General features: G+C 69.5%; 25 protein-coding genes. 11 read left to right on the plus strand and 14 right to left on the minus strand.

What is annotated here, in order from left to right; genetic code table 11:
• Positions 1 to 678: an outer membrane protein gene (locus tag ASC46_RS01660; RefSeq protein ID WP_055457900.1), complete on the minus strand. Its 678-nt coding sequence runs from the start codon at positions 676 to 678 to the stop codon at positions 1 to 3.
• A 575-nt stretch (positions 679 to 1,253) separates the two neighbouring features.
• On the opposite strand from ASC46_RS01660, the gene ASC46_RS01665 reads away from it, so the two are divergent.
• Positions 1,254 to 2,048, plus strand: coding sequence for a glycosyltransferase family 2 protein (locus ASC46_RS01665; RefSeq protein ID WP_055457552.1), 795 nt, complete (start codon positions 1,254 to 1,256; stop codon positions 2,046 to 2,048).
• Here ASC46_RS01665 and pgeF read toward each other — a convergent pair.
• The 3 genes from pgeF to lgt are packed head-to-tail and all read right to left on the minus strand — an operon-like array spanning position 2,038 to position 4,828.
• Positions 2,038 to 2,850 carry a peptidoglycan editing factor PgeF gene (pgeF, locus tag ASC46_RS01670; protein ID WP_055457553.1) on the minus strand — a complete coding sequence of 271 codons (813 nt, stop codon included), beginning with the start codon at positions 2,848 to 2,850 and terminating at the stop codon, positions 2,038 to 2,040. The two genes, ASC46_RS01665 and pgeF, sit on opposite strands and share 11 nt — an antisense overlap.
• Positions 2,847 to 3,959 carry a class I SAM-dependent methyltransferase gene (locus ASC46_RS01675; RefSeq protein ID WP_055457554.1) on the minus strand — a complete coding sequence of 371 codons (1,113 nt, stop codon included), beginning with the start codon at positions 3,957 to 3,959 and terminating at the stop codon, positions 2,847 to 2,849. The genes pgeF and ASC46_RS01675 overlap by 4 nt, the downstream gene beginning before the upstream one ends.
• A complete protein-coding gene (lgt, locus tag ASC46_RS01680) occupies positions 3,956 to 4,828 on the minus strand; it encodes a prolipoprotein diacylglyceryl transferase (protein ID WP_055457555.1) in 873 nt (290 codons plus the stop codon). Before lgt ends, ASC46_RS01675 begins: the two co-directional genes overlap by 4 nt.
• A gap of 210 nt (positions 4,829 to 5,038) precedes the next feature.
• Between lgt and ASC46_RS01685 the strand changes: the two genes are divergently transcribed.
• From ASC46_RS01685 to ASC46_RS01700, 4 genes are all read left to right on the plus strand, one after another.
• On the plus strand, positions 5,039 to 5,317 hold the full coding sequence (locus ASC46_RS01685; RefSeq protein WP_055457556.1) for an accessory factor UbiK family protein: 279 nt from the start codon (positions 5,039 to 5,041) through the stop codon (positions 5,315 to 5,317).
• A gap of 202 nt (positions 5,318 to 5,519) precedes the next feature.
• The gene (gene nfi / locus ASC46_RS01690; protein ID WP_055457901.1) at positions 5,520 to 6,182 is read left to right on the plus strand and encodes a deoxyribonuclease V; all 663 of its coding nucleotides are present in this window, start codon (positions 5,520 to 5,522) and stop codon (positions 6,180 to 6,182) included.
• A gap of 143 nt (positions 6,183 to 6,325) precedes the next feature.
• Positions 6,326 to 7,345 carry a MaoC family dehydratase gene (locus ASC46_RS01695; RefSeq protein WP_055457902.1) on the plus strand — a complete coding sequence of 340 codons (1,020 nt, stop codon included), beginning with the start codon at positions 6,326 to 6,328 and terminating at the stop codon, positions 7,343 to 7,345.
• A gap of 108 nt (positions 7,346 to 7,453) precedes the next feature.
• Positions 7,454 to 9,766: a mechanosensitive ion channel domain-containing protein gene (locus ASC46_RS01700; protein ID WP_055457557.1), complete on the plus strand. Its 2,313-nt coding sequence runs from the start codon at positions 7,454 to 7,456 to the stop codon at positions 9,764 to 9,766.
• A 3-nt stretch (positions 9,767 to 9,769) separates the two neighbouring features.
• On the opposite strand, the gene ASC46_RS01705 is transcribed toward ASC46_RS01700, so the two are convergent.
• The 4 genes from ASC46_RS01705 to petA form a co-directional block, all read right to left on the minus strand.
• Positions 9,770 to 10,309, minus strand: coding sequence for an adenine phosphoribosyltransferase (locus tag ASC46_RS01705; protein WP_055457558.1), 540 nt, complete (start codon positions 10,307 to 10,309; stop codon positions 9,770 to 9,772).
• A gap of 127 nt (positions 10,310 to 10,436) precedes the next feature.
• A complete protein-coding gene (locus ASC46_RS01710) occupies positions 10,437 to 11,306 on the minus strand; it encodes a cytochrome c1 (RefSeq protein WP_055457559.1) in 870 nt (289 codons plus the stop codon).
• Between the two features lie 43 nt (positions 11,307 to 11,349).
• Positions 11,350 to 12,633 carry a cytochrome b gene (locus ASC46_RS01715; RefSeq protein ID WP_055457560.1) on the minus strand — a complete coding sequence of 428 codons (1,284 nt, stop codon included), beginning with the start codon at positions 12,631 to 12,633 and terminating at the stop codon, positions 11,350 to 11,352.
• Positions 12,634 to 12,688: 55 nt separating this feature from the next.
• Positions 12,689 to 13,216 (minus strand): ubiquinol-cytochrome c reductase iron-sulfur subunit, encoded by a 528-nt coding sequence (gene petA, locus ASC46_RS01720; RefSeq protein ID WP_055457561.1) that lies wholly within the window; start codon positions 13,214 to 13,216, stop codon positions 12,689 to 12,691.
• A 277-nt stretch (positions 13,217 to 13,493) separates the two neighbouring features.
• Between petA and ASC46_RS01725 the strand changes: the two genes are divergently transcribed.
• Together ASC46_RS01725 and hemF are read left to right on the plus strand one after the other, a co-directional pair.
• Positions 13,494 to 13,991 (plus strand): tRNA (cytidine(34)-2'-O)-methyltransferase, encoded by a 498-nt coding sequence (locus tag ASC46_RS01725; RefSeq protein ID WP_055457562.1) that lies wholly within the window; start codon positions 13,494 to 13,496, stop codon positions 13,989 to 13,991.
• Between the two features lie 55 nt (positions 13,992 to 14,046).
• Positions 14,047 to 14,958, plus strand: coding sequence for an oxygen-dependent coproporphyrinogen oxidase (hemF, locus tag ASC46_RS01730; RefSeq protein WP_055457563.1), 912 nt, complete (start codon positions 14,047 to 14,049; stop codon positions 14,956 to 14,958).
• A gap of 194 nt (positions 14,959 to 15,152) precedes the next feature.
• Here hemF and ASC46_RS01735 read toward each other — a convergent pair whose 3' ends face one another.
• The 5 genes from ASC46_RS01735 to ASC46_RS01755 all read right to left on the minus strand — a co-directional run bounded on the left by ASC46_RS01735 (position 15,153) and on the right by ASC46_RS01755 (position 18,344).
• On the minus strand, positions 15,153 to 15,422 hold the full coding sequence (locus tag ASC46_RS01735; RefSeq protein WP_055457564.1) for a hypothetical protein: 270 nt from the start codon (positions 15,420 to 15,422) through the stop codon (positions 15,153 to 15,155).
• A 90-nt stretch (positions 15,423 to 15,512) separates the two neighbouring features.
• Positions 15,513 to 16,766, minus strand: coding sequence for a CCA tRNA nucleotidyltransferase (locus ASC46_RS01740; RefSeq protein WP_055457565.1), 1,254 nt, complete (start codon positions 16,764 to 16,766; stop codon positions 15,513 to 15,515).
• A complete protein-coding gene (locus tag ASC46_RS01745; protein ID WP_055457566.1) occupies positions 16,763 to 17,020 on the minus strand; it encodes a DUF6111 family protein in 258 nt (85 codons plus the stop codon). The genes ASC46_RS01740 and ASC46_RS01745 overlap by 4 nt, the downstream gene beginning before the upstream one ends.
• Positions 17,017 to 17,643 carry a CoA pyrophosphatase gene (locus tag ASC46_RS01750; RefSeq protein WP_082464684.1) on the minus strand — a complete coding sequence of 209 codons (627 nt, stop codon included), beginning with the start codon at positions 17,641 to 17,643 and terminating at the stop codon, positions 17,017 to 17,019. The genes ASC46_RS01745 and ASC46_RS01750 overlap by 4 nt, the downstream gene beginning before the upstream one ends.
• A gap of 59 nt (positions 17,644 to 17,702) precedes the next feature.
• On the minus strand, positions 17,703 to 18,344 hold the full coding sequence (locus ASC46_RS01755; protein WP_055457567.1) for a DUF1285 domain-containing protein: 642 nt from the start codon (positions 18,342 to 18,344) through the stop codon (positions 17,703 to 17,705).
• 185 nt (positions 18,345 to 18,529) lie between these two features.
• On the opposite strand from ASC46_RS01755, the gene ASC46_RS01760 reads away from it, so the two are divergent.
• The 4 genes from ASC46_RS01760 to ASC46_RS01775 are packed head-to-tail and all read left to right on the plus strand — an operon-like array spanning position 18,530 to position 25,471.
• The gene (locus ASC46_RS01760; protein WP_055457568.1) at positions 18,530 to 19,555 is read left to right on the plus strand and encodes an AAA family ATPase; all 1,026 of its coding nucleotides are present in this window, start codon (positions 18,530 to 18,532) and stop codon (positions 19,553 to 19,555) included.
• A gap of 8 nt (positions 19,556 to 19,563) precedes the next feature.
• Entirely contained in the window at positions 19,564 to 20,505 is a 942-nt protein-coding gene (locus ASC46_RS01765; RefSeq protein ID WP_055457569.1) for a DUF58 domain-containing protein, read from the plus strand.
• Between the two features lies 1 nt (position 20,506).
• Positions 20,507 to 23,359, plus strand: coding sequence for a DUF4159 domain-containing protein (locus ASC46_RS01770; protein WP_055457570.1), 2,853 nt, complete (start codon positions 20,507 to 20,509; stop codon positions 23,357 to 23,359).
• A 9-nt stretch (positions 23,360 to 23,368) separates the two neighbouring features.
• Positions 23,369 to 25,471: a hypothetical protein gene (locus ASC46_RS01775; protein WP_055457571.1), complete on the plus strand. Its 2,103-nt coding sequence runs from the start codon at positions 23,369 to 23,371 to the stop codon at positions 25,469 to 25,471.
• Here the strand turns inward: ASC46_RS01775 and ASC46_RS01780 are convergent.
• Positions 25,446 to 25,955 (minus strand): GNAT family N-acetyltransferase, encoded by a 510-nt coding sequence (locus ASC46_RS01780; protein WP_055457572.1) that lies wholly within the window; start codon positions 25,953 to 25,955, stop codon positions 25,446 to 25,448. The genes ASC46_RS01775 and ASC46_RS01780 overlap by 26 nt on opposite strands.
• Between the last annotated feature and the right edge of the window lie 287 nt (positions 25,956 to 26,242).

Raw genomic sequence — 26,242 nt, forward strand, 5'->3', positions numbered from 1 at the left:
TTAGAACTTGTAGTTCAGACCGGCGCGGACGACCGAGAACTGGGTCTCCGCCTTGTTGGCACCGTAGTAACGGTTGTCGCCGAGGTCGACGTAGAGGTATTCGGCCTTGGCGGTGATGTTGTTGGTGAAGGCGTACTCAAGGCCGGCGCCGAGCGTCCAGCCGACGTTGGTCTCCGACTTCGAGAAGGCGAGGCCAGCCGTGGCGTCGATGCCCGAGAACTTCGTCTCGCCGTAGGCAAGACCACCCGTCACGTAGATGAGGGCGCGGTCGAAGGCGGCGCCGACGCGGGCACGGACGGTGCCGAAGTACTCCACCTCGCCGCGGCCGGTGCCGATGTTGCCGTTGGCGAACGTCGTGGCAGCGGTCTTGCCCTTGAGGTCAGCGTACTGGATGTCCGTCTCGAGACCGACGACGAACTGGCCGATCTGGTAGTTGTAGCCGATCTGACCACCGCCGACGAAGCCGTCCGGATCATCGAAGCCTGCAGCCTTCGAGAACTCGCCCCAGCCGTAACCGGCGTTCACACCGACGTAGAAGCCGGTCCAGGTAAAGATCGGAACGACCGGAGCCGGAGCGACGGGAGCGACGTTGCGGCTCGGAAGGTCGGCAGCGAACGCCGCGGCGCCGGAAGCGATGAGGCCGGCAGCAGCAACACCCGCGAGAAGAATCTTTTTCATCATTTAACTCCTTCATGCTTCCCGCGGACCAGGGCCCGCCCGGAAGTTGCACCCTTCTAACCGAACCTCTGCCGGCTGTCTGTTGCCGCACCGCCACAGGCCCCTTTGGCGACTATGGCTGAAAAGTGACGGAAGCCGGGAGAAATGTGGGACCACCTTCAGGCAGGCGGCGCAAGAGCGGCTGGCACCTTCCGCGCGAGCGTATTAAACTGTTGTTTTTATTTCTTTTTCCCTCTTCGCTGCGGCATTAACCAACCGTTCATCATGCCCTTCTCAGCCTCGTTCCGGGCGTTATGGCGCAGCCTTCGCGGCGTGCCTGCCCGGTTGCTGCATTGCAGCTATGCCTAACGAACACTTAAGAGGCCGCCGCGCGACACTTGCTGCCGGATTGCGAACGCGCGAAGCGAGGGTGGAAGCGCGATCAGTCGCCCATCCCTCCTGCGATACCGGAGGGCCGCTTTGCAGGCTCGCGTTGCGCTGAAAAGGCGCCCCGCGCGGCGGCCTTCCATGGCGCGAGAGTCTTGCCGCGGGCCCACCCGCATGCCAAAGGCAGGCGAGAACTCAGGGTGTGATACGTGAGCCTGCCTCTCTCCATCTTCGTCATCGCGCACAACGAAGCTGACCGCATCGGCCGGACCCTCGAGGCGGTGCGGCACCTGACGGATGACCTCGTCGTCGTCGATTCGGGCTCGACGGACGGGACCGTCGCGGTTGCCGAGGCACACGGGGCCCGCGTCGTCTTCAACCCCTGGCCCGGCTACGGCCCGCAGAAGCGCTTCGCCGAGGACCAGTGCCGACACCCCTGGCTGTTCAACATCGACGCGGACGAGGTCGTGCCTCCGGATCTCGCGGCAGAGATCGCCGCCCTGTTCGCCTCCGGCGATCCCGCGGCCGATGCCTATGAGACGCGGATCGCCGAGATCTTCCCGGGCGAGGCGGCGCCGCATCGTCTCGCCTACGCCCTGGCGCCGGTCCGGCTCTACCGGCGCAACATCGGTCGCTATTCCGATTCGACGGTGCACGATCGGGTCGTGCTCGCCCCCGGTGCGCGCGTGCGTCGGCTCAAGGGCACCATTCACCACTTCTCGGTGCGCTCGCTCGGTGACCAGCTCGCCAAGCTCAACAGCTACACCGACGCCCAGGCGGACAATCTCGATGAGCGTGGCGAGCGGGTCTCGATGCTGCGGCTCTACCTCGAGTTTCCGGCAGCTTTCATCAAGGCCTATTTCGGCCGCCGGCACTTCGTGCGCGGGGTCTACGGCTTCATGACGGCGATGAACTTCGCCTTCTACCGCTATCTGCGCGTCGCCAAGCACGTCGAGCGGCGCCTGCGCACCGAGGCCACCGAAAAGGGCCGGCTTACGAAGTGAGCGTGATCGCCGCGATCAGCCGGCCGTAGTCCGCCTCGCCACGGTGGGTCGCCCGCCGATAGCTGTAGAAGCGTTCCTCGTCGCCATAGGTGCACAGGCCGAGGTCAATGAAACGACCGACGCCGGCCGCCGCCATGCGCGCACCGATGAATCCCGGCAGGTCGAACATGGCATGGTCCGCCCGCTGCGCGGGCGTAAAGAAGCGCCCACAGGCCGGGGCGGCCGCGCGGAACTGGGCGACGAATTCCGGCCCGACCTCGTAGGCCGATGCACTGATCGTTGGCCCGAGCACGGCGATCATGCGTCCGCGCTCCGCGCCGAGCGCCTCCATCGCCACGATCATCGCCTCGAGGATGCCGGAAAAGGCACCGCGCCAGCCGGAATGGGCGGCACCGATGACGCGCGCCTCGGGATCGGCGAAGAGCAGCGGCCCGCAATCGGCCGTGGAGATGGCGAGGCCGATCCCCGGCATCCGCGTCACGCAACCGTCGGCCTTTGGCCGCGCATCCGCCGGCCACGGTGTCTCGACCGTCACCACGTCCGGCGAATGGACCTGATGAAGACCCAGCAACCGCTCCGCCGGCAGGCCGAGCCGGGCCGCCATGCGGCGGCGGTTCTCGCGCACGGCAGCTGCATCGTCGCGCGAGCCGATGCCGCCGTTGAGCGAGCCGTAGATGCCGCCCGAGACGCCGCCGCGGCGCGTGAAGAAGGCGTGGCGGATGCCGCCGAGCGCGGCGAGTGCCTCCGCCTCGATCGCCTCCGCCGTCGCGCTGTCCGCAAAGGCCCTGTCCGGTGCGTTCATGGCTCTTCCCCGCTTGCCTCGGCCGGTGTCGTCAGGCGGTCGAAGCCCGGCAGCATCGGCAGGCCCGGATGCGTCACCGCCATCACCTTGAACAATTCCCCCATCCCGGTGCGCCCGCCCTCTACCAGCCGCTCACGCTGACCGGCGATGGCCCGGGCCTGATCGGGACTGCCCGAGCGCTGCAGCCGCTCCGCCCGCGCGCCAAGCCCGAGCGCCTCGAGGAAAACCCGCTGCGTGACAGGCCCCTGCAGCACGGCGCCGGCGGCGAGCGCCGCCCGCCCGAGCGCGGCGAAATCGACATGCGCCGTCAGGTCCGCCTCGCCCGGCTCGATCAGCGGATCGACCGGCTTGTGGTCCTTCATCGCCTGAAGCGTGTCGCCCGGCGCCGTCGCCAGATGGCCGTAGTCGATGGCGAGCAGCGCGCCGCCGTCGGCCACGAGCCGCTGGGCGAGGGCGCGCATGATGCCGTGCCCGACGAGCGGTACCTCGAGCACGGCACCCTCTCCTGCCTGCTGCGTCAGCCGCGGCTCCGGCTCCGCCGCAAGGCCGAAGACGAGACGCCCGTCCGCTCCGAGGCCGACGAGCCGCTCGCGCCAGACACCGCCCTGGCGTACGAACTGGCGCACGGGCAGGGCGTCGAAGAACTCGTTGGCGACGATGATGGCCGGCCCCGGCGGCAGGTCCTCGACCCGGTCGTGCCAGTGGAGCGCCGCGACGCGCCCGGCGAGCGAAGCTTTCTGCGCCGCGCGCAGCACCGGGCTCGTCTCGACGAGATGGACGTCGACCGCCTCAGAGAAGCCGGGCAGCACGCGGCCGGCGCGCAGCAGGTCCGCCATCAGCGTGCCCCGGCCGGGGCCGAGCTCGACGAGGCGCAGCTTGCCGGGGGCGCCCATCGTCTGCCAGACGGACGCCACCCACAGGCCGACGAGTTCGCCGAACATCTGCGACACTTCCGGCGCGGTGATGAAATCCCCCGCCCGGCCAAACGGGTCGCGCGTCATGTAATAGCCGTGGCGCGGGTGGCCGAGGGCGAGCGCCATGAAGCGCTCGACCGATATCGGCCCCTCGGCGGCGATGATGGCGGCGATTTCGCTCTTGAGCCGGCTCATGCCGCTGCTCCCCTTCCGCCGGCCGGCAGCGGCTCGCGCCGCAGGGCCCGCCAGATGAGGAAGAGTCCGGCAGCGAGCAGCGGCAGGCTGAGCAGCATGCCCATGGTCACGCCGCCCTCGAGCGCCGAGACCTCGCGGCCGAAGAGGAAGCCGAGCTGCGGATCCGGCTCGCGGAAGAACTCGCAGACGCTGCGCGCCACCGCATAGCCGGCGGCGAAGGCGCCGGCGACGAGGCCAGGCCGGCGAAAGCCGGCGACGCGCACGACGAGCGCAAGGAGCACGAACAGAAGGAGGCCCTCCGAAAAGGCCTCGTAGAGCTGGCTCGGGTGGCGCGGCACTGGCCCGGCGCCGGGAAAGACGACGGCATAGGGAAAGTTAGGCGCCGGCCGCCCCCACAGCTCCGCATTGATGAAATTGGCAATGCGACCGAAGAAGAGGCCGATGGGCGCCACCGTCGCGGCGAGGTCGAACATCGTCAAAACCGAAAGCCCGCGCCGGCGCGCCAGCCAGACGACGCCGAGCGCCGCCCCGACAAGGCCGCCGTGGAAGGACATGCCGCCCTTCCACACCGCGAAGATCTCCGCCGGCTGCGCGAGATAGTGCGGCAGATTGTAGAAGAAGACGTAGCCGAGGCGTCCGCCGAGAACGACACCAAGCGCGACATAGACGAGCAGGTCGTCGAGATCGGTCTGTGTCGGCTGCGGGCCCGCCCCGCTCCAAAGGCCCGGCCGGCGCACCAGGGCGCGCGCATACCACCAGCCGCCCAAGAGCCCGGCGATGTAGGCGAGCGCATACCAGCGGATGGCGAGCGGCCCGATGCTGATGGCTACCGGATCGATCGTGGGGAAGGCGATTGCAAAGGTTGGCATCTCGATCTCGTCGGCGGATCGTCTCGGCAGTCTTCGCGCGACTTTCCCGACCACGGATGCGGCGTCAACCCCACACCGCGTCAGCCTGCGACGACAGGACCGGCAATAGCACGGGAAACGGGCCCGAGTGCGACAATCTTTTCGTGAGAAGGGGCCACCCGCCTGCCGCACTTGTGCTATAGCCAAGCCGAACTGCGCGAGGAGGCAGCCATGACCCAGACCACCGGCCGGATTTTCGACGACATCGCCCGCCTCGTCACCGACGCCGCCGGCATGGCCGAGGGCGCCCGCCGCGAGGTGGAAGCTGTCGTCCGCGCCCAGATGGAACGCATGCTGCGCAGCATGGACGTGGTCAGCCGCGAGGAATTCGACGCCGTTCGCGACATGGCCGCAGCCGCCCGTGACGAGAACGAGCGTCTCGCCGCCCGGATCGCCGAGCTTGAGGCGCGCCTCGCCCGCGACGAGCAGGACGCGGCGGAGCGGGAATAGCAGGGCGCAAGCCGAACGCGCACCCGAACCCGGCACAAGAAGCCACCGGCTGTGCTGGCGTGCCCGTACCGGAGACCGATTCTGCCAGCGGATCCACGGGGCGTCGAGCGAGCCGGTGAAGCTGATGAGGCTGTCGCTCGCGGAGGGCGCGGTCGGTGTTTCCGCCATTGCGGCATGCATCGCCGCCTGCCATGAAGGGTTCATGAAGCTCCATCCCCGCCATGGCTGGGCCGTGACACCGCGTGACGCCGTCGTCCTGCAGCAGGACTTAAGGGGCGAGATCGATACGAGCCGGCCGCTGTCCCTGCCCGACGTCCGGCTCATTGCCGGCGTCGACGTTAGCATCAAGAACGGCCTCTCGCGTGCAGCCGTCGTCGTCACCAGTCTGCCGGATTTCGCCGTGATCGAGACGGTGCTCGCCACGCGGCCGACACCCTTCCCCTACGTGCCCGGCCTGCTCAGCTTCCGCGAAGGACCAGTGCTGGAAGAAGCCTTCAGTAAGCTCGGCACCGAGCCGGACGTCTTCATCTTCGACGGCATGGGCATCGCCCATCCACGGCGCATCGGCATTGCCAGCCACATGGGCCTGTGGCTCGAGAAGCCGACCATCGGCTGCGGCAAGACGCTGCTCGTCGGCCGTTTCGAGGCGCTCGGGCTGAAGAAGGGCGCCGCCGCACCGCTTGTCGACAAGGGGGAGACGATCGGCGTCGCCTTGCGCACGCGCGAGCGCGTCAGTCCCGTCTTCATCTCCCCGGGCCACCGCATCGACCTCGCGAGCGCCGTCGCCGTGACGCTCGCCGCGACGACACGTTTCCGGCTGCCTGAGCCGATCCGCCTCGCCCATGCCGCCGCCGGCACGCTGTGAGCTAGCGCGGGCGCGTGCATTTGGCCAAGGGCAGAATTGCTCCGGCGCCCGTCGTCGAGGCGCGGCCTTTCCGCTATAGCCCAAGTTGGGGCCCGCTGCCCGGCGCGACCTCGTCTGCCGGGCTCACGATCGGCGAGGTGTTCATGGCGCTCACTCATTACGAGGATTTCGAACCCGGCATCCGCCTGTCCCTCGGCCCCCGCCCCATCACCATGGACGAGATCGTCGCCTTCGCGCGGCAATACGACCCGCAGCCGATGCACACGGACCCCGAGGCGGCGAAGGAGAGCCTCGCCGGCGGGCTGATCGCCTCGGGCTGGCACAGCTGCGGCATCGTCATGCGCATGATCGCAGACGGCTTCATCCTCGCCTCCACGGGCCAGGGCGCGCCGGGCATCGAGGAAGTGCGCTGGCTGCGGCCGGTGCGGCCGGGCGACGATCTCACGCTCACCGTCGAGGTGCTGGAACGCCGGCCCCTGCGCAGCCGGCCGGAGATCGGCATGGTCCGCTTCCGCATGGTGCTTGCCAACGGGACGGGCGAGGACCTGCTGCAGCAGACCAACTGGGTCATGTTCCGGCGCCGCGATCCCGGCCGGGAGGCCGAGCTCCCTGCTTCGACCACCGCGCGGGGCCACCAGGGCGCGACGCCGGATCTGCCCGAAGCCCGGCCCTCCCCGGACCATGCGCGTTTCCTGGACGATCTCGTGCCCGGCGAGACGGCTTCGCTCGGCACCTATCAGTTCACCCCCGAGGAGATCGTCACCTTCGCGCGCGCTTACGACCCGCAGCCGTTCCACGTCGATGCGGAGGCGTCCCGGCGCTCCCTGTTCGGGGGGCTCTGCGCCTCCGGCTGGCACACGGCCGCCGTGTGGATGAAGCTGATGGTGGCGCACTGGGAGCGGCAGCGGCAGGCCGCCCTGTCCCTGCGCTTGCCCGTCCCCAGCCTCGGCCCCTCCCCGGGCTTTCGCGACCTCAAATGGCTGAAGCCGGTCTTCGCCGGCGACGCGCTGACCTATGCGGTGCGCATCGTGGAGGCGCGGCCCTCCGCATCCCGCCCCGGCTGGGGCCTCGTGACCCAGCACAGCACGGCCGTGAACCAGAATGGCGAGCCGGTTTTCGCCTTCACCGGCACCGTGATGTGGCAGCGAGCGCCTGCCGCCTGACGCTGATCACCATGGCCGGCGTTGAAAGCCGGCCCCCGATGTGGTCCCCTTAAGGCGGCGCAGCCGGCTGCGCATCAGCCTTTCAACAGGGGACCTTCTCCGGGATTCATGAAACATTTCATCGCGCTCGTCTGTCTCTGCCTCGCGTCCTTCCTCACTGCAGCCGGCCCGTCGTCCGCCCAGACGACCCCCGCGCCGGCGGCAAGCACGGGCGAGGCGCCGGCGAACACGAGTGTCGATGCGCTCATCAGGATCCTGGAGGACGATGCCGCCCGCCAGGCGCTGATCGACCGGCTGCGGAGCGCAGCCGCGGAACCCGCGCCGCCGGCCGAGGCGCCGACCTTCGCCCGCTGGCTGGCCGAGCACACGACCCAGGCGACGACCGCCCTCAAGGAGGCGCTCGCCTCCGCCTGGGCCTTCACCGAGCGGCTCGGCGAGGTGCTGGCGGGCACAGCATCGCTCGACCTGCCCCGGCTGTGGGACGTCATCGCGAGCCTCGGCTCCGTGATGCTCGTCGCCTTTCTGCTGCTCTTCGCCGCGCGGTTGATCGCCAATCGCTTCCTCGATCGGACGGCGCTGCGGGCCGCAGGTGCCCCACTCGTGACACGCCTCGCCCTCGCGGTCGTCGCGGCGCTGATCGATGCGCTCGCCGTGGTCATTGCCTGGGGCGCCGGCTATCTCATCGCGCTGCAGCTCGGCAGCGAGGCGGCGCTCAGCTTCGGCGAGACGCTGTTCCTCAACGCGCTTATCGTGCTCGAGCTCGGCAAGGTCAGCCTGCGCTTCCTTCTGGCGCCCCGCCATGCCGCTCTGCGGCTGCTGCCGCTCGACGACACCGACGCAAACTACTGGTACTTCTGGCTGAGCCGCCTCGTCAGCCTCGTCGGCTACACCTTCCTGTTCGTCGCGCCGCTCGTCGCGGTCGCCACCACCTTCGCCGCCGCCCGATCCGTGCGCGTCATCGTGCTTTTGGCGGCGCTCTTCATCGGTATCGCCATCATCCTGCAGAACCGCGACGCCGTGCGCGCCCGCCTGTCAACGGCCGGGCGCGAATGGGGCCATGCAACGCGGCAGGTCCTCATCGTCCTCAGCCGCATCTGGCATGTCCTCGCCATCGTCTATCTCGTCGCCCTCTTCGCCGCCTGGCTGTCGAACCCCTTCACCGTCCTGCCCTTCATGCTCAGAGCGACGGTGGAGACCGGCATCGCCGTGCTCGTCGGCAGCCTCGTCACGGCCTTCATCACGCGGGCCCTGCGGGGCGGCATGTCCTTGCCGGACGATGTGAAGGCGCGCCTGCCCCTGCTGGAGGCCAGGCTCAACGCCTTTATTCCCTCGGTGCTGCGCGTTGCCCGGACGCTGGTGCTCGTCCTAGTGCTGCTGGCCATCGCAGACGCCTGGGCTGTCCTTGACCTCGGCGGGTGGCTGGCGAGCGAGACAGGCCGCAACCTCGTGGGCGCCCTGATCTCCACCTCGCTCGTGCTCGTCATCGGCTGGCTCGTCTACGTCGCCGTGTCGAGCTGGGTGGAGTACCGGCTGTCGAACGATTTCGGCCGCGTACCAAGCGCGCGCGAGCGCACCCTGCTCTCCCTCTTCCGCAACGCCTTCACCGTCGTGCTTCTCGTGCTTGTCGGCCTCCTCGCCCTGTCTGAACTCGGCGTCAATATCGGTCCGCTGCTCGCTGGCGCCGGCGTCATCGGCCTTGCCGTCAGCTTCGGCTCGCAGAAGCTGGTGCAGGACATCATCACCGGCGCCTTCATCCAGATTGAGAACGCGATGAACGAGGGCGACGTGGTCAATCTGGGCTCGGTCTCGGGCGTGGTGGAGAAGCTCACCATCCGCTCCGTCGGCATCCGCGACCTCGACGGCATCTATCACCTCGTGCCGTTCAGCGCCGTGACAACCGTGTCCAACTTCATGCGCGGCTTCGCCTTTCACGTCGCGGAGATTGGCGTCGCCTACCGCGAGAACATCCCGCAGGTGAAGGAGGCCATGCGCGAGGCCTTCGACAGGCTGTCAAAGACCGAGCATGGCAGCGCCATCATCGGGCCACTCGACATGCAAGGTGTCACGGGCTTTGCCGATTCGGCAGTGAAGGTACGGGCCCGCATCCGCACTCTCGCCGGCCAGCAGTGGAATGTCGGCCGCGCCTACAACGAGATCCTGAAGGCCGTCTTCGACGAGCGGGACATCGAGATCCCCTATCCGCACATCACCGTCTACATGGGACGCGACAAGAAGGGCCATGCGCCGCCCCTGCATGTCGTGAACGACCGGCCTGTCGAAGCGGGCGCGAGCGAGGACGCGGCTGCTGCTGCGGCGAAGAAACCGCGCCGGTCAAGGCCACAGCGCCACCGCCCCGAGCGGGCTTCCTCCGGACCGGAGAGGCTGGTGTCCGGCGAACCAGACGATACCGGCAAGCCCTGAGGCTCAGTGCCCTTCGAAGGACATGAGCGTGCGCACGGTGACGCCCATGTCGCGCAGGCGTCGGGCGCCCCCGAGATCCGGCAGGTCGATGACGAAGACGGCTGCGACCACCTCCGCGCCCATCTTGCGCAGCAGCTCGACGGCCGCCGTCGCCGTGCCGCCGGTGGCGATGAGGTCGTCGACGAGGATGACGCGCTCGCCGGGCGCGATCGCGTCGCGGTGCATCTCCATCTCGTCGATGCCGTATTCGAGGGAATAGGCGATCGTCACCGTCTCGTGCGGCAGCTTGCCCTTCTTGCGGATGGGCACGAAGCCGGACGCGAGCTGGTGCGCCACCGCGCCGCCGAGGATGAAGCCACGCGCTTCGATGCCTGCAACCTTGTCGATCTTGGAGCCGGGCCACGGCTGCACCAGTTCGTCCACGGCGCGGCGGAAGGCGCGCGCGTCTCCGAGCAGCGTCGTGATGTCGCGAAAGAGGATGCCGGGCCTTGGATAGTCAGGGATCGTCCGCACCGCTGCCCTGAGATCGCTGCGCTCGTCCATGTCGCTGTTCCACCGTCCGGTTTCGTCAAGTCATCAACCCGGCCGCCCCGCGCGTCAAGAAGCGTCGGAAGCCATCCGCCAATGAAAAAGGCGCCCGAAGGCGCCTTTCCTGGCAGGACGCGGACGCTCAGCCGTGTGCTTCCTCGGCATGTGCACGGGCCCAGATCTTCTTCTTGGTGAAGTAGAGCAGCGCCGCGAAGACGATGAGGAAGATGATGACCTTGAAGCCCATCGCCTTGCGGGCCTCGAGATGCGGCTCGGCCGCCCACATCATGAAGGCCGAGACATCGCGCGAGTACTGGTCGACCGTCTCCGGCACCACCGGGTTGCCGGCCTCGTCCTTCGGGTATTCCACCTGCCCGTCGCTGAGCGGCGGAGGCATGGCGATGGCATGACCGGGCATGTACTCGTTCCAGTACTGCCCCGGCTGCAGTGTGGTTCCCGCCGGCGCCTCGCGGTAGCCTGTCAGCAGCGCGTGGATGTAATCGACGCCGTGCTCGGCATATTCGAAGAAGGGGATGGCATCGACGATGAACAGCGGGAAGCCGCGCTCGTAGGTGCGCGCCTTCGCGAGCAGCGAGAAATCCGGCGGGTAGGCGCCGCCGTTGGCCGCGCGCGCCGCATTCTCGTTCGGGAACGGCGACGGGAAATGATCGGCCGGGCGGCCCGGTCGCTCGAACATGTCGCCCGCCTCGTTCGGCCCGTCCTGGATCTGGTATTCAGCGGCGAGCGCCTTGACCTGACCCTCGGTGAACTCGGGCCCGCCCGGCTGGGAGAGGTTGCGGAAGGCGACACGGCTGAGGCCGTGGCAGCTGGCGCAGACCTCGCGGTAGACCTTGAAGCCTCGCTGCAGCTGGGCACGGTCGAAGGTACCGAAGGGACCGGCAAAGCTCCAGCTCTCGCGCGGCGGCTTCACCTGCTCGGCCGCGGAGGCCGGCACCGCCGCAACGACAGCGGCTGCGAGGAAGCCGGCGATGAGAAGGGTCGTCTTTTTCATGTCGTCATTTCCCCCGCGCCGCAAGGCGCGATCAGCCCCAATCTCAGCCCTTGGAATTCGGCTCGGCACTGGCGCCCGAGGCGAGGCCCACTGGCGCACCGCCATGCTTGCGCAGCACGTCCTCGGCGATGCTGCCTGGCATGGCGCGCGGCTTCTCGATGAGGCCGAGGATGGGCAGGATCACGATGAAGTGCAGGAAGTAGTATGCGGTCAGCACGCGCGAGGCGATGACATAGCCGCCCTCCGGCGGCTTGGCGCCCAGATAGCCGAGACCAATGCAGCACAGCACGAAGACCCAGAACAGCTGCTTGTAGAGCGGCCGGTAGGTGGCCGAGCGCACCCGCGAGGTGTCGAGCCACGGCAGGAAGGCGAGCACCGCGATCGCCGCGAACATGGCGATGACACCGGCGAGCTTGTCCGGGATGGCGCGCAGGATGGCGTAGAACGGCAGGAAGTACCACTCCGGCACGATATGCGCGGGCGTCACCGCCGGGTTCGCCTCGATGTAGTTGTCCGCATGGCCGAGATAGTTCGGGATGTAGAACACGAACCAGGCGAAGAAGACAAAGAAGCAGACGACGGCGAAGAAATCCTTGATCGTCGCGTATGGCGTGAAGGGCACCGTGTCCTTCTTCAGGTTCTTGACGTCGAGGCCGGCCGGGTTGTTCTGCCCCACGACGTGCAGCGCCCAGATGTGCAGGGCCACCACGCCGACGATCATGAAGGGCAGCAGATAGTGCAGGGAGAAGAAGCGGTTGAGCGTCGGATTGTCGACCGAGTAGCCGCCCCACAGCCAGGTCACGATCGGCTCGCCGACGATGGGCAGCGCCGAGAAGAGGTTCGTGATGACGGTGGCGCCCCAGAAGCTCATCTGCCCCCACGGCAGCACGTAGCCCATGAAGGCGGTGGCCATCATCAGGAGGAAGATGATGACGCCGAGGATCCACAGGATCTCGCGCGGGGCCTTGTAGGAGCCGTAGTAGAGGCCGCGGAAGATGTGGATGTAGACCGCGATGAAGAACATCGAGGCGCCGTTGGCGTGCAGGTAGCGCAGCAGCCAGCCGTAGTTCACATCGCGCATGATGTGCTCGATGGACGAGAAGGCCAGCGTCGCATGCGGCGTGTAGTGCATGACAAGCACGATGCCCGTCACGATCTGCGCCACGAGCATGAAGGACAGGATCGCCCCGAACGTCCAGAAGTAGTTCAGGTTGCGCGGCGTCGGGTAGGCGACGAAGGACGAATGGACGAGGCCGACGAGGGGAAGCCGGCTCTCGAACCATTTCGCCACTGCGCTCTTCGGAACGTAGGTGGAATGTCCGCTCATGGTCTTGGGTCGCCTGATGTTGCTCGGTATCGCGGGCGTGATGCTGGTGGGCGCGTCAGCCGATCTGAATCTTCGTGTCGTTCACGAAGGCATAGGGCGGGATCGGCAGGTTGGTCGGCGCCGGCCCCTGCCGGATACGCCCGGATGTGTCGAACACCGAGCCGTGGCACGGGCACAGCCAGCCGTCATAGGCGCCCGCATTGCCGAGCGGGACGCAGCCGAGGTGGGTGCAATTGCCGTAGACCACGAGCCACTGGGCGTGACCTTCCTTGACGCGGGCCGAATCGGCTTCCGGATCCGGCAGCGAAGCGACGTTGACGTCCTCCGCTGCCTTGATCTCCTCCGCCGTCCGATGGCGGACGAAGATGAGCTTGCCGCGCCAGAACAGCTTGACGATCTGCCCTTCGGCGATCGGCGTCAGGTCGACCTCGACCGGCGCGCCGGCGGCAACGGTTGCCGCATCCGGGTTCATCTGCGCGATGAAGGGCCATGCCACCGCGGCAACACCCACGGCGCCCACGGCGCCAGTCGCGATGAAGAGAAAGTCTCGCCGGGTCGGTTCGGCGGTAGCGGTCTCAGCCACGTTGGCTCCCCAGTCTCACAATCCTGGCTCGACGTTTCGCCACCGCGACGGTTCCCTTCCGCTCCCGCATCCTGCGGGGTCCAGCCGAAACCGTCGGTCATAGCGGCGCGCCGACTTCAAAGCACGGACGCGACAGCCCCGCAATGCGACCGGGAGTCGCCGCGCGGCGGCTGTTTGGCATGGTTCCAGAACCATGTCCATACTTTCGGCAGACAAAGCCGTGCGCTACGTGCATTGCCCGGCCATCCGGCCTCATGCCCTCGAACCTGACGCCCCCATGCACCCGCTGCGCCTTGCCCTCTATCAGCCCGACATTCCGCAGAACACCGGCACCATGGTCCGGCTCTGCGCCTGCCTCGGCGTCGCCGTCGACATCATCGAGCCGGCGGGCTTTCCTGTGTCCGACAGGGCGTTCCGCCGGGCGGGCATGGATTATCTCGATGCGGTCGAGATCGTCCGGCACGCGAGCTGGCGCGCCTTCGCGGCCGATCGCGCGAGCTCGGGCCGCCGCCTCGTGCTCGCCACCACACGCGCGGCTTTGCCCTATCACGCCTTCTCCTTCGCGCCCGGCGACGTCGTCCTGATGGGGCGGGAATCGGCCGGCGTGCCGGAGGAGGTGCACGACGCCGCCGATGCGCGCATCCTCGTGCCCATGCGGCCTGGCCTGCGCTCGCTCAATGTCGCCGTCACGGCCGCGATGATCCTCGGCGAGGCCCTGCGCCAGTTGGACGCCTTTCCCGGCGGCGGGGAGGCTTCTACACCGGCGGGCAGTTGAACGGTCCCCAGCCGCATGCCGCAGCACGCCACCAGGAGCCGAGGAAGGACAAGCCATGACCGACGCCCCGCCCATCGATCCCGCCCTGATCGCGCGCCTCAAGGACGAGGCCGGCACCTGGTTCGCGGCCCTGCGCGACGCCATCTGCGCCGATTTCGAGACGATCGAGGACGAGGCGCCGGGCCCGTTCTTCCCCGAGGCGGGCGGGCCGGGGCGCTTCGAGCGCACGCCCTGGCAGCGCACCGACCACAGCGGCGCGCCGGGCGGCGGCGGCACCATGGCGATGATGCGCGGCCGCGTCTTCGAGAAGGTCGGCGTGCACGTCTCGACGGTCTTCGGCGAATTGGCGCCCGAGTTCCGCGGCCAGATCCCCGGCTCGGCCGAGGACCCGCGCTTCTTCGCCACCGGCATCTCGCTCATCGCCCACCCCTGGAACCCGAACGTGCCGACGGTGCACATGAACACGCGCTTCGTCGTCACCACGAAGCCGTGGTTCGGCGGCGGGGCGGACCTGACGCCGGTGCTGGAGCGCCGGCGCCGGCAGGAGGACAAGGATGCCGTCGCCTTCCACGCCGCCATGCGCGGCGCCTGCGAGGCCCATGCCGCCGTCGCGCCCTACGACAGATACAAGGCCTGGTGCGACGAGTACTTCTTCCTCAGGCACCGCAACGAGCCGCGCGGCATCGGCGGCATCTTCTACGACTATCACTGGTCGGGAGACCCGGACGCGGACCTCGCCTTCACCCGCGCCGTGGGCGAAGCGTTTGGCGAGGTCTACGGCCGCATCGTGCGCGCCAACTGGGCGACGCCCTGGACCGACGAGGACCGGCACGAGCAGCAGGTGCGCCGCGGCCGCTATGTCGAGTTCAACCTGCTCTACGACCGCGGCACCATCTTCGGCCTGAAGACCGGCGGCAACGTCGCCTCCATCCTGTCCTCGATGCCGCCGACGGTGCGCTGGCCCTGACCGGTAAGCGGCCGGCCCGCCCGATATCCGGAGCCAGCCGTCATCACGCCTGTCACGCACGCGGGTTGGCGTTTTGCGTGAACCGCTAGATAGCAAGCTCCCGATGGGCAATGCAGCTGCAAGCTGCCAGCACTGGGCGCAACCGGTCATCGTCGCGTGCCCGCGTGGTTTAGCTCGGGCAATGCTACACCCCCTCAATCCGCGCTCGGCAGCCTACGCATGGTGAATTCGATGCGGCCGTCGCCGAGGTCGCGCCAGCTCTCGACTTCGGTCATGTAGGCCGCCTTCGGGAAGCGGCGGAACCATTCGCGCGCCTTGGCCCGGGCGGCCTCGCGCTCCAGCACGAAGGTCTCGCGCCGCCAGGTGGCGCCGGTGTCGTCGCCCGCGCGGCCGGACTGCGCCTTGTCGCGCCGTTGCGCCAGGCGCTCGGCCACATCCGCCGGTCCCCGCCCTGCCCGTGCCATCGCGATCCCTCTCAGAGAGCGCCGGCAAGCGATGCCGGCAAGTGATGCCAGCGGGTCCATGCTAGAGCAGGAATGCGGGCGAGGAAACGGTCAGCCGGCTCGCCCGGCGGCAACCGCCTGTTGCAGGATGCGCTTTAGCGCTGCCGCGTCTGCCGGACAGTCCTCGTCGAGCCAGCGCTCTCGCGCCGCCGCAAGCACGGCGCCGACCCGCGGCCCCTTCGGCACGCCGGCGGCGACGACCTCTTCGCCCGACAGGGGGAAGACCGGCGCGATTGCCTCGCCGCGCGCCACGGCGGCGAGGAAGTTGCGCCCGCGGGCGTCGATGTCCGCCTGCGGCGCGGACGCCGCGAAGGCGGCGGCGACGATCTCGGGCGCGAAGAACAGGGCGAGCGCCCTGAGATCGCGCAGGCTCCAGGGGCCGGCGGTGCCGTTGAGGCGTTCGACAAGCGCCGCGAAGGCGTGGATGCGCCGCGTCTCGGCATTGGACAGCCGCAGCCGGTCGCGCAGGCGGGCCGCATCCTCCGGGATGTCGGTGCCGAGCGCGGCGAGCCGCAGCACCGGATCCGGCCTGCGGCCGCAGGCGGCCTCCCAGGCGATGAGTCGCGCAAGGCGCATGTCGTGCGTCACGCCGGCGAAGATGCGCTGCAGGAGGCCGGCATCGATCATGATGCGGCAGGTCTCGAGCGCCCGGGCGGCGCCGAGCAGCTTGGCGATCTCCGTCCGCAGCCGCTCGTGCGACAGAAGGTCGAGCCCGGCCCGCGCCCTGACCGCCGCCGTGAAGCCGGCCGCATCGATATCGCCCGACCCGTAGGCCGCATGGAAGCGGAAGAAGCGCAGAATGCGCAGATAGTCCTCGGCGATGCGCTGGCCGGGATCGCCGATGAAGCGCACGTGCCGCGCCGCAAGGTCCGCGAGCCCGCCGACGAAGTCGTGCACCTGCCCCGTGCGATCCGCATAGAGCGCGTTCATCGTGAAGTCGCGCCGGCGCGCATCGGCCGCGAAGTCGCGGCCGAAGGCGACCTTCGCCCGCCGCCCATCGGTCTCGACGTCCTCGCGCAGGCTCGTCACCTCGAAGGGCGTGCCCTCGACGATGACGGTCACGGTGCCGTGGTCGATGCCCGTCGGCACCACGCGGAATCCCGCCTCTGCCGCGCGGCGCATGGTCTCCTCGGGTGTCGCGGTCGTCGCGCAATCGACGTCGCTGACGGGGCGGCCGATGAGCACGTCGCGCACGGCGCCGCCGACGATCCAGGTCGTTTCGCCGCCACCGTCGAGCACGGCGAGCAGCCGCTGCAGCGCGGGCCGCGCGACGAGCGAGGCGACGGCCGCCCGGTCGATGGTCATTGGAACTGTCCCGGCACGAGGCGGCCGTTTTCCAGATGCGTCGGCACATAGGCGCCCGAGTGCCGCTCGGCCGTGATGCCGAGATAGACGAAGGCACCGATCGCCAGCAGCAGCCCGGCGATGACGAGCCACGGCACATGCCCGTCCCACTCGTGCCGGGTGAAGGGATTGCGCCTGCGCAGCAGCAGATAGACCCCGAACAGGAGGAAGGGAACGAAGAAGAGGACCAGTTGCTGGAGGATCGCCCGCGTCATGGACCGTAGAGCCTCTCGTAGAGGTTGCGGATGATGCCGGCCGTCACGCCCCAGATGTAGCGCTCGCCGAAGGGCATGGCGTAGTAGTGGCGCAACGTGCCGCGCCACTCGCGCGAATGGCGCTGGTGGTTGGCCGCATCCATGAGGAAGTCGAGCGGCACCTCGAAGGCCTCATCCACCTCCTCCCGGTTGACGGTGAGGGTGAAGCCGGGCGTCACGTGGCCGACCACAGGCACGATGCGATAGCCGGTCGCGGACAGATATTCGTCGAGATAGCCGAGCGGGCGCACATGGTCCCGGTCGAGACCGATCTCCTCCTGCGCCTCGCGCAGAGCCGTCGTCAGCGGCGTCGCGTCCTCCGGGTCCATCTTGCCGCCGGGAAAGGCGATCTGCGCTGAGTGCTGGCGCAGGTGCGCCGCCCGCTGGGTCAGGAGCAGGTTGACGCCGGTGGAACGGGTGACGATGGGCACCAGTACCGCCGCCGGCCGGGCGATATCGGCGGCAACGTCAGGACGGACGCCGGCAAGGTCGTGGTCGCCACGCAGACGCACCGCCCCGACGGCCCCGTGCGGCTGCGGATAGAGGCACCGGCGCGCCCGGTCGAGAAACGTCTCTTCGTCCACGAATGTCTCTTGATCCACCAATGTCTCTCGGTCCACGCGAGCCTTGTCGATCGTCGCCGTCACGTCCCGCCGTCCTCTCCATCGCCTGCGGCCGCGATGGCGAAGAAGGCACCGGCCGAGGCGACGCCCATGATCTGTCCGCCCGCGGCATCCGGGCGCACCTCGACGAGATCGGCGAGGTCGAGCGCCAGGGCGCGCGTCAGCCGCGCCCACAGGCCGCCGCGTATATGGACATAAGGCTTCATCCCGCCTTTCGCATCCGTCTCGAACCGCAGGGGATGGTTCGGCCCCGCCTGCACGATGTCGTCGACATTGGTGCGGAAGGTGAGCACGCGCCCGCCCGCGGCCTCGCTCGCCGCCATCTCGACGGCTATAAAGGGCACGTCCTCGACCGTGATGCCGACACGCTCCACCGGCGTCACCAGCACGTAACCCTCCGGGTCGCGCCGCAGGATGGAGGCGAACAGCTTCACGAGCGCCGGCCGGCCGATGGGCGAGCCGCGGTAGTGCCAGGAGCCGTCGGCCGTGATTCGCATGTCGATCATGCCGCAATGCGGCGGGTTCCACTTCTCCACCGGCCGCGCCTTCGCCGCCGGGCCGGCGGAGGCGAAGAGCGCGGCGAGGCCAGATGGGAGGCTCTCGGGCGTGGCATGGGTCCCGACGCCCGCCGTTCCGCGCTTTTTGCCCTGCTCGCCGCTCACGTGTTTGTGTCCTCGCAACCTTGGCAGCCGATTTCGGCGCGCGCCGCTTGTAATCTGGGTCCCGGCACCACTATCGCAAGAATGGGCACGCTGGGGAACCGAAGGTGTCCGGCCTCAAGCGGCTTGAATAAGACATGATCACCGATGCAGACTGCTCCGACGGGGGCACAGAAGGAGAGTTGCCGATGACGAGCGGCACTGACCGTACCGCTGTGGCCCAGACGCCGACGACCATCGACGATGCCGTCATCAAGGCGGCCGAGGCGGCGCTCGACCATGTGGCCAGAGCGCGCAGTGCCATCGGCTCCGTCATCTTCGGCCAGGCGCACGTCGTCGAGCTCGCCCTCGTCACGGTGCTCGCCGGCGGGCACGGCCTGCTCGTGGGCGTGCCCGGCCTCGCCAAGACCAAGCTCGTCGAGGCGATGGGCACGGTGCTCGGTCTCGACGGCCAGCGCATCCAGTTCACGCCCGACCTGATGCCCTCGGACATTCTCGGCACCGAGATCCTCGACGAGAGCGCCGATCGGCAACGCAGCTTCCGCTTCATCAAGGGGCCGATTTTCGCCCAGCTGTTGATGGCGGACGAGATCAACCGCGCCAGCCCGCGCACCCAGTCCGCTCTCCTGCAGGCCATGCAGGAGTATCACGTGACGGTGGCCGGTGTGCGCTACGACCTGCCGCGCCCATTCCACGTACTCGCAACCCAGAACCCTATCGAGCAGGAGGGTACCTATCCGCTGCCCGAGGCGCAGCTCGACCGCTTCCTTCTCGAAATCGACATCGGCTATCCCGACCGCGATGCGGAGCGCCGCATCGTCCTTGAGACGACAGGTCTTGAGGAGCATCGCCCGTCAGCTGCCATGAACGCGGAAACGCTCATGGGCATCCAGCGTCTCGTGCGCCGCCTGCCGATGGGTGAGAGCGTGCTCGAGGCCATCGTCTCGCTGGTGCGCTCGGGCCGTCCCGGCGAGGGGCCGGAGGAATTGACGCGAGACCTGTCCTGGGGCCCCGGCCCCCGCGCCAGCCAGGCACTGGCACTTGCCGTGCGTGCCCGGGCCCTCATCGAGGGGCGCCTCGCGCCCTCGCTCGACGACGTGGCGGCCCTCGCCGAACCGGTGCTGAAGCACCGCATGGCGCTGACCTTCGCGGCGCGCGCGGACGGCCGCACCATGCCCGACGTCATCGCTCGCCTCGTGGAGCGGCTCGGCTAGGAGCGTCCATGGCCCGCGTTCAAACCCTTTCCGAGGCCGAGCGCTCCCCTGGTATTCCGCACGCCCTGGCGGCTCAGGAACTGACGGCCCGGTTGCCGCATATCGTGCTGGAAGCAAGGCGCGTTGCCGCCTCCGTCAGCCACGGCATCCATGGACGCCGGCGTGCCGGCCCGGGCGAGAGCTTCTGGCAGTTCCGTCCCTTCATGTCGGGCGAATCGGCGACGCGCGTCGACTGGCGGCGCTCGGCGCGTGACGGGCGCCTCTACGTGCGCGAGCGCGAATGGGAAGCGGCGCACAGTATTTATCTTTGGGCCGACCGTTCGGCCTCCATGGGCTTCGTCTCCTCCCTCGCCGCGCAGTCGAAGGTGGAGCGCGCCCTCGTCCTCACCCTCGCCTTGTCGGAAACCCTCGTCGATGCCGGCGAGCGTGTCGGCCTCATGGGCCTGGTGCCGCCGCGCGCCAGCCGCAACATCGTCGAGCGTTTCGTGGAGCTCATCGCCAAGGACGCCGCGGGGCACAACGCCGACCTGCCGGCTGCCGAGGCGCTGCCGCCGCTGAGCGAGGCCGTGCTCGTCAGCGACTTTCTCGTGGAACCGCCCGCCTTCGATGCCGTTGTGGGCCAGCTTGCCGCCCGCGGCGCCCGGGGCCATGCGATCATGATCATCGATCCCGTCGAGGAGACCTTCCCGTTCACGGGCCAGGCGGAGCTGGAAGATCCTGAGGCGGGCCTGCGCCTGCGCATCGGCGATGCCGTCCTGTGGGGCGAGGACTATCGCCGACGCATCGCCATCCACCGCGACGCCATCGGCGCGGCGCTCAAGCGTCGCGGCTGGACGCTGACGCTCCATCACACCGATCGCCCGGCGAGCGAGGCGGCGCTGCGCGTCCTGACGCAGCTCTCGGCCGCGCGCGGCGGCCGCAGCGGCCTCATCGGGGCACGGGGAGGCTGACATGTTCGCTGGCCTCGGCTTCGGAGCTCCCCTCGTTCTCATCGCCCTCGCCGCCTTGCCGGCGATCTGGCTCATCTTGCGCATCACGCCGCCGCAGCCACGCCGCATCCCCTTCCCGCCGCTGCGCGTCATCGCCGACCTCATGCCCCGGCGCGAGACGCCGGCACGCACGCCCTGGTGGCTGCTCGCCCTGCGCCTGGCGCTCGCCGCGGCCCTCATTCTCGCCGTCGCCGGGCCTGTTTGGAACCCGATCACCGGCGGCGTATCCGCCCCAGGCCCACTCGTCATTGCGATCGACAACGGCTTCGCCGCCGCGCGCGACTGGGACGAGCGCACGGCGCTCGCCGAAGAGCGCATCATGTCGGCCGAGCGCCAGAACCGGCCCGTAGCCATCGTTGGCCTCGCCGACCGGCCGGACACCGTCGAGGCTCTGGCCCCCGGCGCCGCCATGGACCGGCTGCGCGCCCTCGCGCCTCAGCCGCACGTGCCCGACCGCGCGAGCCATCTTGCCACGCTCGGCGCCTTCCTCTCGCAGCATGGTGAGGCCGAGATCGCCTGGATCAGCGACGGCATCGCCTTCGGCGCAGACGGCTTCGCGGACAGCCTCGGCGAGGCGTTCGCGGGGCGCACGGGCGCCGTTACCATCTATCGCAATCCTGTGGCCGAGCCGCTCATGATCGCCGATGCCCACAACGGCCCGAGCGGCATCGAGGTGCGGCTGGTACGCGCAGGCCCGAACGGCCGCGACACCGGCACGCTGCGCGCCCTCGACACCAAGGGCCTGCTCCTCGCCGAGATGCCCTTCAGCTTCTCCGCCGGCGCCAGCGAGACGACAGCGCGCTTCGACCTGCCGGTCGAGCTCGACAATGCCGTGGCGCGGCTCGAGATCGCGGGCGAGACTTCCGCCGGCGCCGTCGGCCTCATCGACGAGAGCGGCAAGCGCCGGCGGGTCGGCCTCGTCTCCGGCGGCACGGTCGACACGGCTCAGCCGCTCCTGTCGCCGACCTACTATGTGTCGCGGGCGCTCGCCCCCTACGCCGAGCTGCGTGAGGCGCGGCGCGGCATCCCCGATCCCGTCGGCGACCTCGTCGACCAGGGCGTCAACGTCCTCGTGCTCGCGGATGTCGGCTCGCTCGACAGCGAGACGGAAACGAAGCTCGCCCGCTTCGTCGAGGAGGGCGGCCTGCTCATCCGCTTCGCCGGTACGCGCCTCGCCGCCGGCAACGACGAACTGGTGCCGGTGCGCCTCAGGCGCGGCGGGCGCAGCCTCGGCGGCTCGCTCTCCTGGGATGCTCCGAAGACCTTCGCCCCTTTCCCGGAGACGAGCCCCTTCGCTGGTCTGCCGGTCCCTGACGAGATCACCGTCTCGCGCCAGATCCTGGCCGAGCCGGACGGCGAGCTCTCGCGCCGCACCTGGGCGGCGCTGGCAGACGGCACGCCGGTCGTTACCGCCGCCAAGCGGGGCGAGGGGCTGATCGTTCTCTTCCACGTCACTGCCGATCCGGGCTGGTCGAGCCTGCCGCTCTCCGGAGTCTTCGTCGACATGATGCGGCGCACGATCGCGCTCGCCGGCCGGAGCGTCGCGGCCAACGCCGGCGAAGGGAAGAACGGCGCCGACATGGCCGCGCCCCAGCGCACGCTCGACGGCTTCGGCATCTGGCGCTCGCCGCCGGCGACGGCCAAGCCCATCCCCCGCAACCACACCAGCCGCGCCACGCTCGACCACCCGCCCGGCTTCTACGGGCCGAGCGAGGCGAGCATCGCGCTCAACACGCTGTTGCCGGACGACCGGCCGATGGCGCTCGACTACGGCCCGTTCGCCGGCAGCCTCGTTCCCATCGCGCGGGCCGCGACCGTCGACCTGAGGCCGTTTCTTCTCCTCATCGCGGCCCTCCTCCTCATCGCCGACACCATCGCCTCGCTCCTCCTCGGGGGGCATCTCGGGGGACTCGGCGGCTTGCGCCGGCGCCCGAGGCCGCGCGGCGCCACCGCGGCGATCCTTGCCCTCGCCACCCTCGCCGCCATTGCCCTGCCGGCCGGACAGGTGCGCGCCCAGGGGGCGACGGGAGAAGCGCCGCAGGAGACCGCACGCGAGCTGCCGCCAATCTCGGCCGAAGAGGTGGAGCGCGCGGCGATCACCCGCCTCGCCTACGTCGTCACCGGCAATCCCGACATCGACGGCACGAGCCGCGCCGGGCTCGACGGCCTGACGCGCGCCCTCGTCATGCGCACCGCGCTGGAGCCGGGCGAGCCCGTGGGCGTCGACGTGGAGCGCGACGAACTCGCCTTCTATCCCCTGCTCTACTGGCCCGTGGTGGCTGGCAATGCGCTGCCCTCGCCGGCGGCCTTGCGCCGGCTCGACGCCTACATGAAGGGTGGCGGCACGGTCATCTTCGACACCCGCGACGCCATGGCGCTGCGCTTCGACGGCGCGGTGACGCCGGAGGGGCAGCAGCTGCGCCGCATGCTCGCGACGCTCGACATTCCCGAGCTCGAGCCGGTGCCGCGCGACCATGTGTTGAGCCGGGCTTTCTACATCCTCGACTATTTCCCGGGCCGCTATGCCACGGGCGAGACCTGGGTGGAGGCGCTGCCGCCGGAGGACGAGGCGAGCCGCCGCCCGGCACGCGCCGGCGACGGCGTGAGCCCGCTCATCATCACCAGCAACGACCTGGCCGCGGCCTGGGCCGTCGGCGGCCGGGGCGAGCCGCTCTTTCCCGTCGTCGGCCCCGATCCGCACCAGCGCGAGATCGCCTATCGCGTCGGCATCAACATCACGATGTATGCGCTGACCGGCAACTACAAGGCCGACCAGGTGCATGTCCCGGCGCTGCTCGAGCGGCTGGGGCAATAGGGTCACGGCATGCTGAGCCTCTCCTTCACCCCGCTGGTTCCGACCCTCGTGCTCGCGGCCGTCGCCGTGCTCGCGGCGGTGGCGGCCCTCGTCTCCATCCTGACCCGCGGCGTCACCGGCATCGTGCGCACCCTCGCGCTTGCCTGCCTCGTCATCGCCCTTGCCAATCCCTCGCTCGTGCGCGAGGAGCGCGAGCCGATGAAGGACATCGTCGCCGTCGTCATAGATCGTTCCACCTCGCAGACGCTGGGCCCCCGCGCCACGCAAACAAACGCCGCGGTGGAGGAGTTGCGGAACCGCCTCGGCGCCATGGACCGGCAGATCGAGGCGCGTTTTGCCACGGTGACCGACAATGCCGGCGGCGGCGACGGAACCCGTCTCTTCTCCGCCCTCTCCGACCTGCTCGCCGACGTGCCGAGCGAGCGCGTCGCCGGCGCCCTCCTCGTTACCGACGGCGTGGTGCATGACATCCCGGGCTCGACCGCCCTCCTCGGCTTCAATGCGCCGCTGCACGCCCTCGTCACCGGCCATGAAGGCGAACGCGATCGGCGCATCGCCCTCCTTGAGGCGCCGCGCTTCGGCCTCGTCGGCAAGGACCAGACCATCCGCCTCATGGTCGAGGAGCGCGGCGGCACGGGCGATGCGACGCTCACCGTGCGCCGCGACGGCCAGCTCTTGCGCACGCTCACCGTCGCGACCGGCCGCCCCTTCGCCTTGCCGATCACCATCGACCACGGCGGACCGAACGTCGTCGAGCTCGAGGTCGACGGCCTCGACGGTGAACTGACCAACGCCAACAACCGCGCCGTCCTTACCATCGAGGGCATCCGCGAGAAGCTGCGCGTGCTGCTGATCTCGGGCGAGCCGCACGCGGGCGAGCGCACCTGGCGCAACCTCCTGAAGTCGGACGCCAATGTCGATCTCGTCCACTTCACCATCCTGCGTCCGCCGGAGAAGCAGGACGGCACGCCGATCAACGAACTGTCGCTTATCGCCTTCCCGACGCGCGAGCTCTTCCAGCAGAAGATCAGCGAGTTCGACCTGATCATCTTCGACCGCTACGCCAACCAGAGCATCCTGCCCAACATCTATTACGACAACATCGCCCGCTATGTGCGCGAGGGCGGCGCGCTACTCGTTGCCGCGGGGCCAGAGTTTGCCACCGCCGGCAGCATCGCCCGCACCGCACTCGGCCCGGTCCTGCCCGCGGCGCCCGACGGGCGGGTTCTGGAGGCGCCCTACAAGGCCGAGGTGACGGAAACGGGCCACCGCCATCCGGTCACGCGCGCCCTGCCCGGCAGCGAGACCAACCCGCCTTCCTGGGGCGAATGGCTGCGCCTCGTCGGCGCCCATGTGGACACCGGCTCGGTGCTGCTGTCCGGCTCGGAGGAGCGCCCACTCCTCGTGCTGTTGCGCGAAGGCGAGGGCCGCGTCGGCATGCTGCTGTCGGACCACGCCTGGCTGTGGGCGCGCGGCTACCGCAACGGCGGCCCGCATCTCGACCTGCTGCGCCGCCTCGCCCACTGGCTGATGAAGGAGCCTGCTCTCGAGGAGGAGGCGCTCAGGGCCAACGCCCGCGGCGGCGAGATCCTCATCGAGCGCCAGACCATGTCGGACGCGCCCGGCCCGGTTGTCGTGACGAGCCCGGACGGCACAACGCGCGAGGTCACGCTCTCCGGCGGCGAGCCGGGCCTGTTCAACGCCGTCACACCCGCGGAACAGCACGGCCTCTATCGCCTGACGAGCGGCGACCTCGCGGCCTTCGTCAATGTGGGGCCGGAGAACCCGCGCGAGTTGACTGACGTCTTCAGCGACACGGAGCGTTTGCGCCCGCTGGCGGAGGCGACGCGCGGCTCCGTGCGCCGCATCGCCTCCGGCATGACGGACGCCGTCGACCTGCCGCGCCTGACACTGGTCTCGAGCGGTTCGCGCTTCTCGGGCGGCGACTGGATCGGTCTTCGGGCCAGCGGCAGCGCCTTGGTGCGCGGCGTCTCGGTGATGCCGCTCGGCTACGGCTTCCTTGGCCTTGCACTCCTGCTCGGCGCCGTGCTCGTCGTCTGGCTCGTCGAGGGCCGGCGGCGCGGCCTCAGCGAGCCGGACGCAGCGCGGTGACAGGCCCCCGCGCACGCTCCATCACCCCGTCCTGCAGCGGGCAGGCGAGGAAGCGGCGCGGATCGACCGGCCCCGGCAGCGTGAACTGCCCCGGGGGCACGGGCGCGAAGCCGAAGCGCGCATAATAGGGCGCATCCCCGACGAGGAGGACGAGGCTGTGGCCGGCCTTGCGGGCCGCGTCGAGCGAGGCGTTCATCAGCGCCGCGCCGATGCCGCGGTTCTCGAAGGCGGGATCGACCGTGAGCGGGCCGAGCACGAGCGCCGGCTCCTCGCCCGCCATCACCGGCGAGACGCGCACGGAGCCGACGATGAGCGTGCCGACGAGGGCGGTGAAGGAGAGGTCCGCGAGCGGGGGCACGCCCTCGCGCAGGCGGAAGGCGGTGCGGGAGAAGCGCCCGGGCCCGAAGGCGCGCTCGTGCAGCTTTTCCACGGCCTCGGCATCGGCGGGCAACTCACGCCGGATGGTGAGCTTGAGATCGGTCATGACGGGTCTTGCGGAAGGATGTTTCCATCGAAGCCGCTCCCGGGGGGAGCGGCGGCGCGCATGATGCTGCGGCCGCTTTGCGCGGCCGTGCCGTTATCGTCGTCGCTGGGCAGCAAAGATGCGCACGTCGCCATCCGCTCTCGTGAGGATTGCCGCTCTACCACAGACCTCGCCGCACCGTCCATGGCCTTGGTAGGGCCGCCCTGCTTCTTCCCATCCGTGCAAGACCGGTCTTGCACGCCTGCCCCTCCCGCCCGGTGCCGCCTATGTCATGGTGGAAGCGAAGG

Origin of the sequence: Chelatococcus sambhunathii (assembly GCF_001418005.1) — a bacterium.
Classification (GTDB): Bacteria; Pseudomonadota; Alphaproteobacteria; order Rhizobiales; family Beijerinckiaceae; genus Chelatococcus_A; species Chelatococcus_A sambhunathii.

Bases quoted from the DNA above. Each gene is read 5' to 3' on its own strand.
- ASC46_RS01765 (WP_055457569.1), top strand. From the start codon at position 19,564: ATGGCCCGCGTTCAAACCCTTTCCGAGGCCGAGCGCTCCCCTGGTATT.
- ASC46_RS01660 (WP_055457900.1), bottom strand. From the start codon at position 678: ATGAAAAAGATTCTTCTCGCGGGTGTTGCTGCTGCCGGCCTCATCGCT.
- ASC46_RS01700 (WP_055457557.1), top strand. From the start codon at position 7,454: ATGAAACATTTCATCGCGCTCGTCTGTCTCTGCCTCGCGTCCTTCCTC.
- ASC46_RS01770 (WP_055457570.1), top strand. From the start codon at position 20,507: ATGTTCGCTGGCCTCGGCTTCGGAGCTCCCCTCGTTCTCATCGCCCTC.
- pgeF (WP_055457553.1), bottom strand. From the start codon at position 2,850: ATGAACGCACCGGACAGGGCCTTTGCGGACAGCGCGACGGCGGAGGCG.
- ASC46_RS01710 (WP_055457559.1), bottom strand. From the start codon at position 11,306: ATGAAAAAGACGACCCTTCTCATCGCCGGCTTCCTCGCAGCCGCTGTC.
- nfi (WP_055457901.1), top strand. From the start codon at position 5,520: ATGAAGCTCCATCCCCGCCATGGCTGGGCCGTGACACCGCGTGACGCC.
- ASC46_RS01740 (WP_055457565.1), bottom strand. From the start codon at position 16,766: ATGACCATCGACCGGGCGGCCGTCGCCTCGCTCGTCGCGCGGCCCGCG.
- hemF (WP_055457563.1), top strand. From the start codon at position 14,047: ATGACCGACGCCCCGCCCATCGATCCCGCCCTGATCGCGCGCCTCAAG.
- ASC46_RS01735 (WP_055457564.1), bottom strand. From the start codon at position 15,422: ATGGCACGGGCAGGGCGGGGACCGGCGGATGTGGCCGAGCGCCTGGCG.
- ASC46_RS01695 (WP_055457902.1), top strand. From the start codon at position 6,326: ATGGCGCTCACTCATTACGAGGATTTCGAACCCGGCATCCGCCTGTCC.
- ASC46_RS01675 (WP_055457554.1), bottom strand. From the start codon at position 3,959: ATGAGCCGGCTCAAGAGCGAAATCGCCGCCATCATCGCCGCCGAGGGG.
- ASC46_RS01745 (WP_055457566.1), bottom strand. From the start codon at position 17,020: ATGACGCGGGCGATCCTCCAGCAACTGGTCCTCTTCTTCGTTCCCTTC.
- ASC46_RS01725 (WP_055457562.1), top strand. From the start codon at position 13,494: ATGCACCCGCTGCGCCTTGCCCTCTATCAGCCCGACATTCCGCAGAAC.
- ASC46_RS01685 (WP_055457556.1), top strand. From the start codon at position 5,039: ATGACCCAGACCACCGGCCGGATTTTCGACGACATCGCCCGCCTCGTC.
- ASC46_RS01775 (WP_055457571.1), top strand. From the start codon at position 23,369: ATGCTGAGCCTCTCCTTCACCCCGCTGGTTCCGACCCTCGTGCTCGCG.
- lgt (WP_055457555.1), bottom strand. From the start codon at position 4,828: ATGCCAACCTTTGCAATCGCCTTCCCCACGATCGATCCGGTAGCCATC.
- ASC46_RS01760 (WP_055457568.1), top strand. From the start codon at position 18,530: ATGACGAGCGGCACTGACCGTACCGCTGTGGCCCAGACGCCGACGACC.
- ASC46_RS01780 (WP_055457572.1), bottom strand. From the start codon at position 25,955: ATGACCGATCTCAAGCTCACCATCCGGCGTGAGTTGCCCGCCGATGCC.
- ASC46_RS01715 (WP_055457560.1), bottom strand. From the start codon at position 12,633: ATGAGCGGACATTCCACCTACGTTCCGAAGAGCGCAGTGGCGAAATGG.
- ASC46_RS01705 (WP_055457558.1), bottom strand. From the start codon at position 10,309: ATGGACGAGCGCAGCGATCTCAGGGCAGCGGTGCGGACGATCCCTGAC.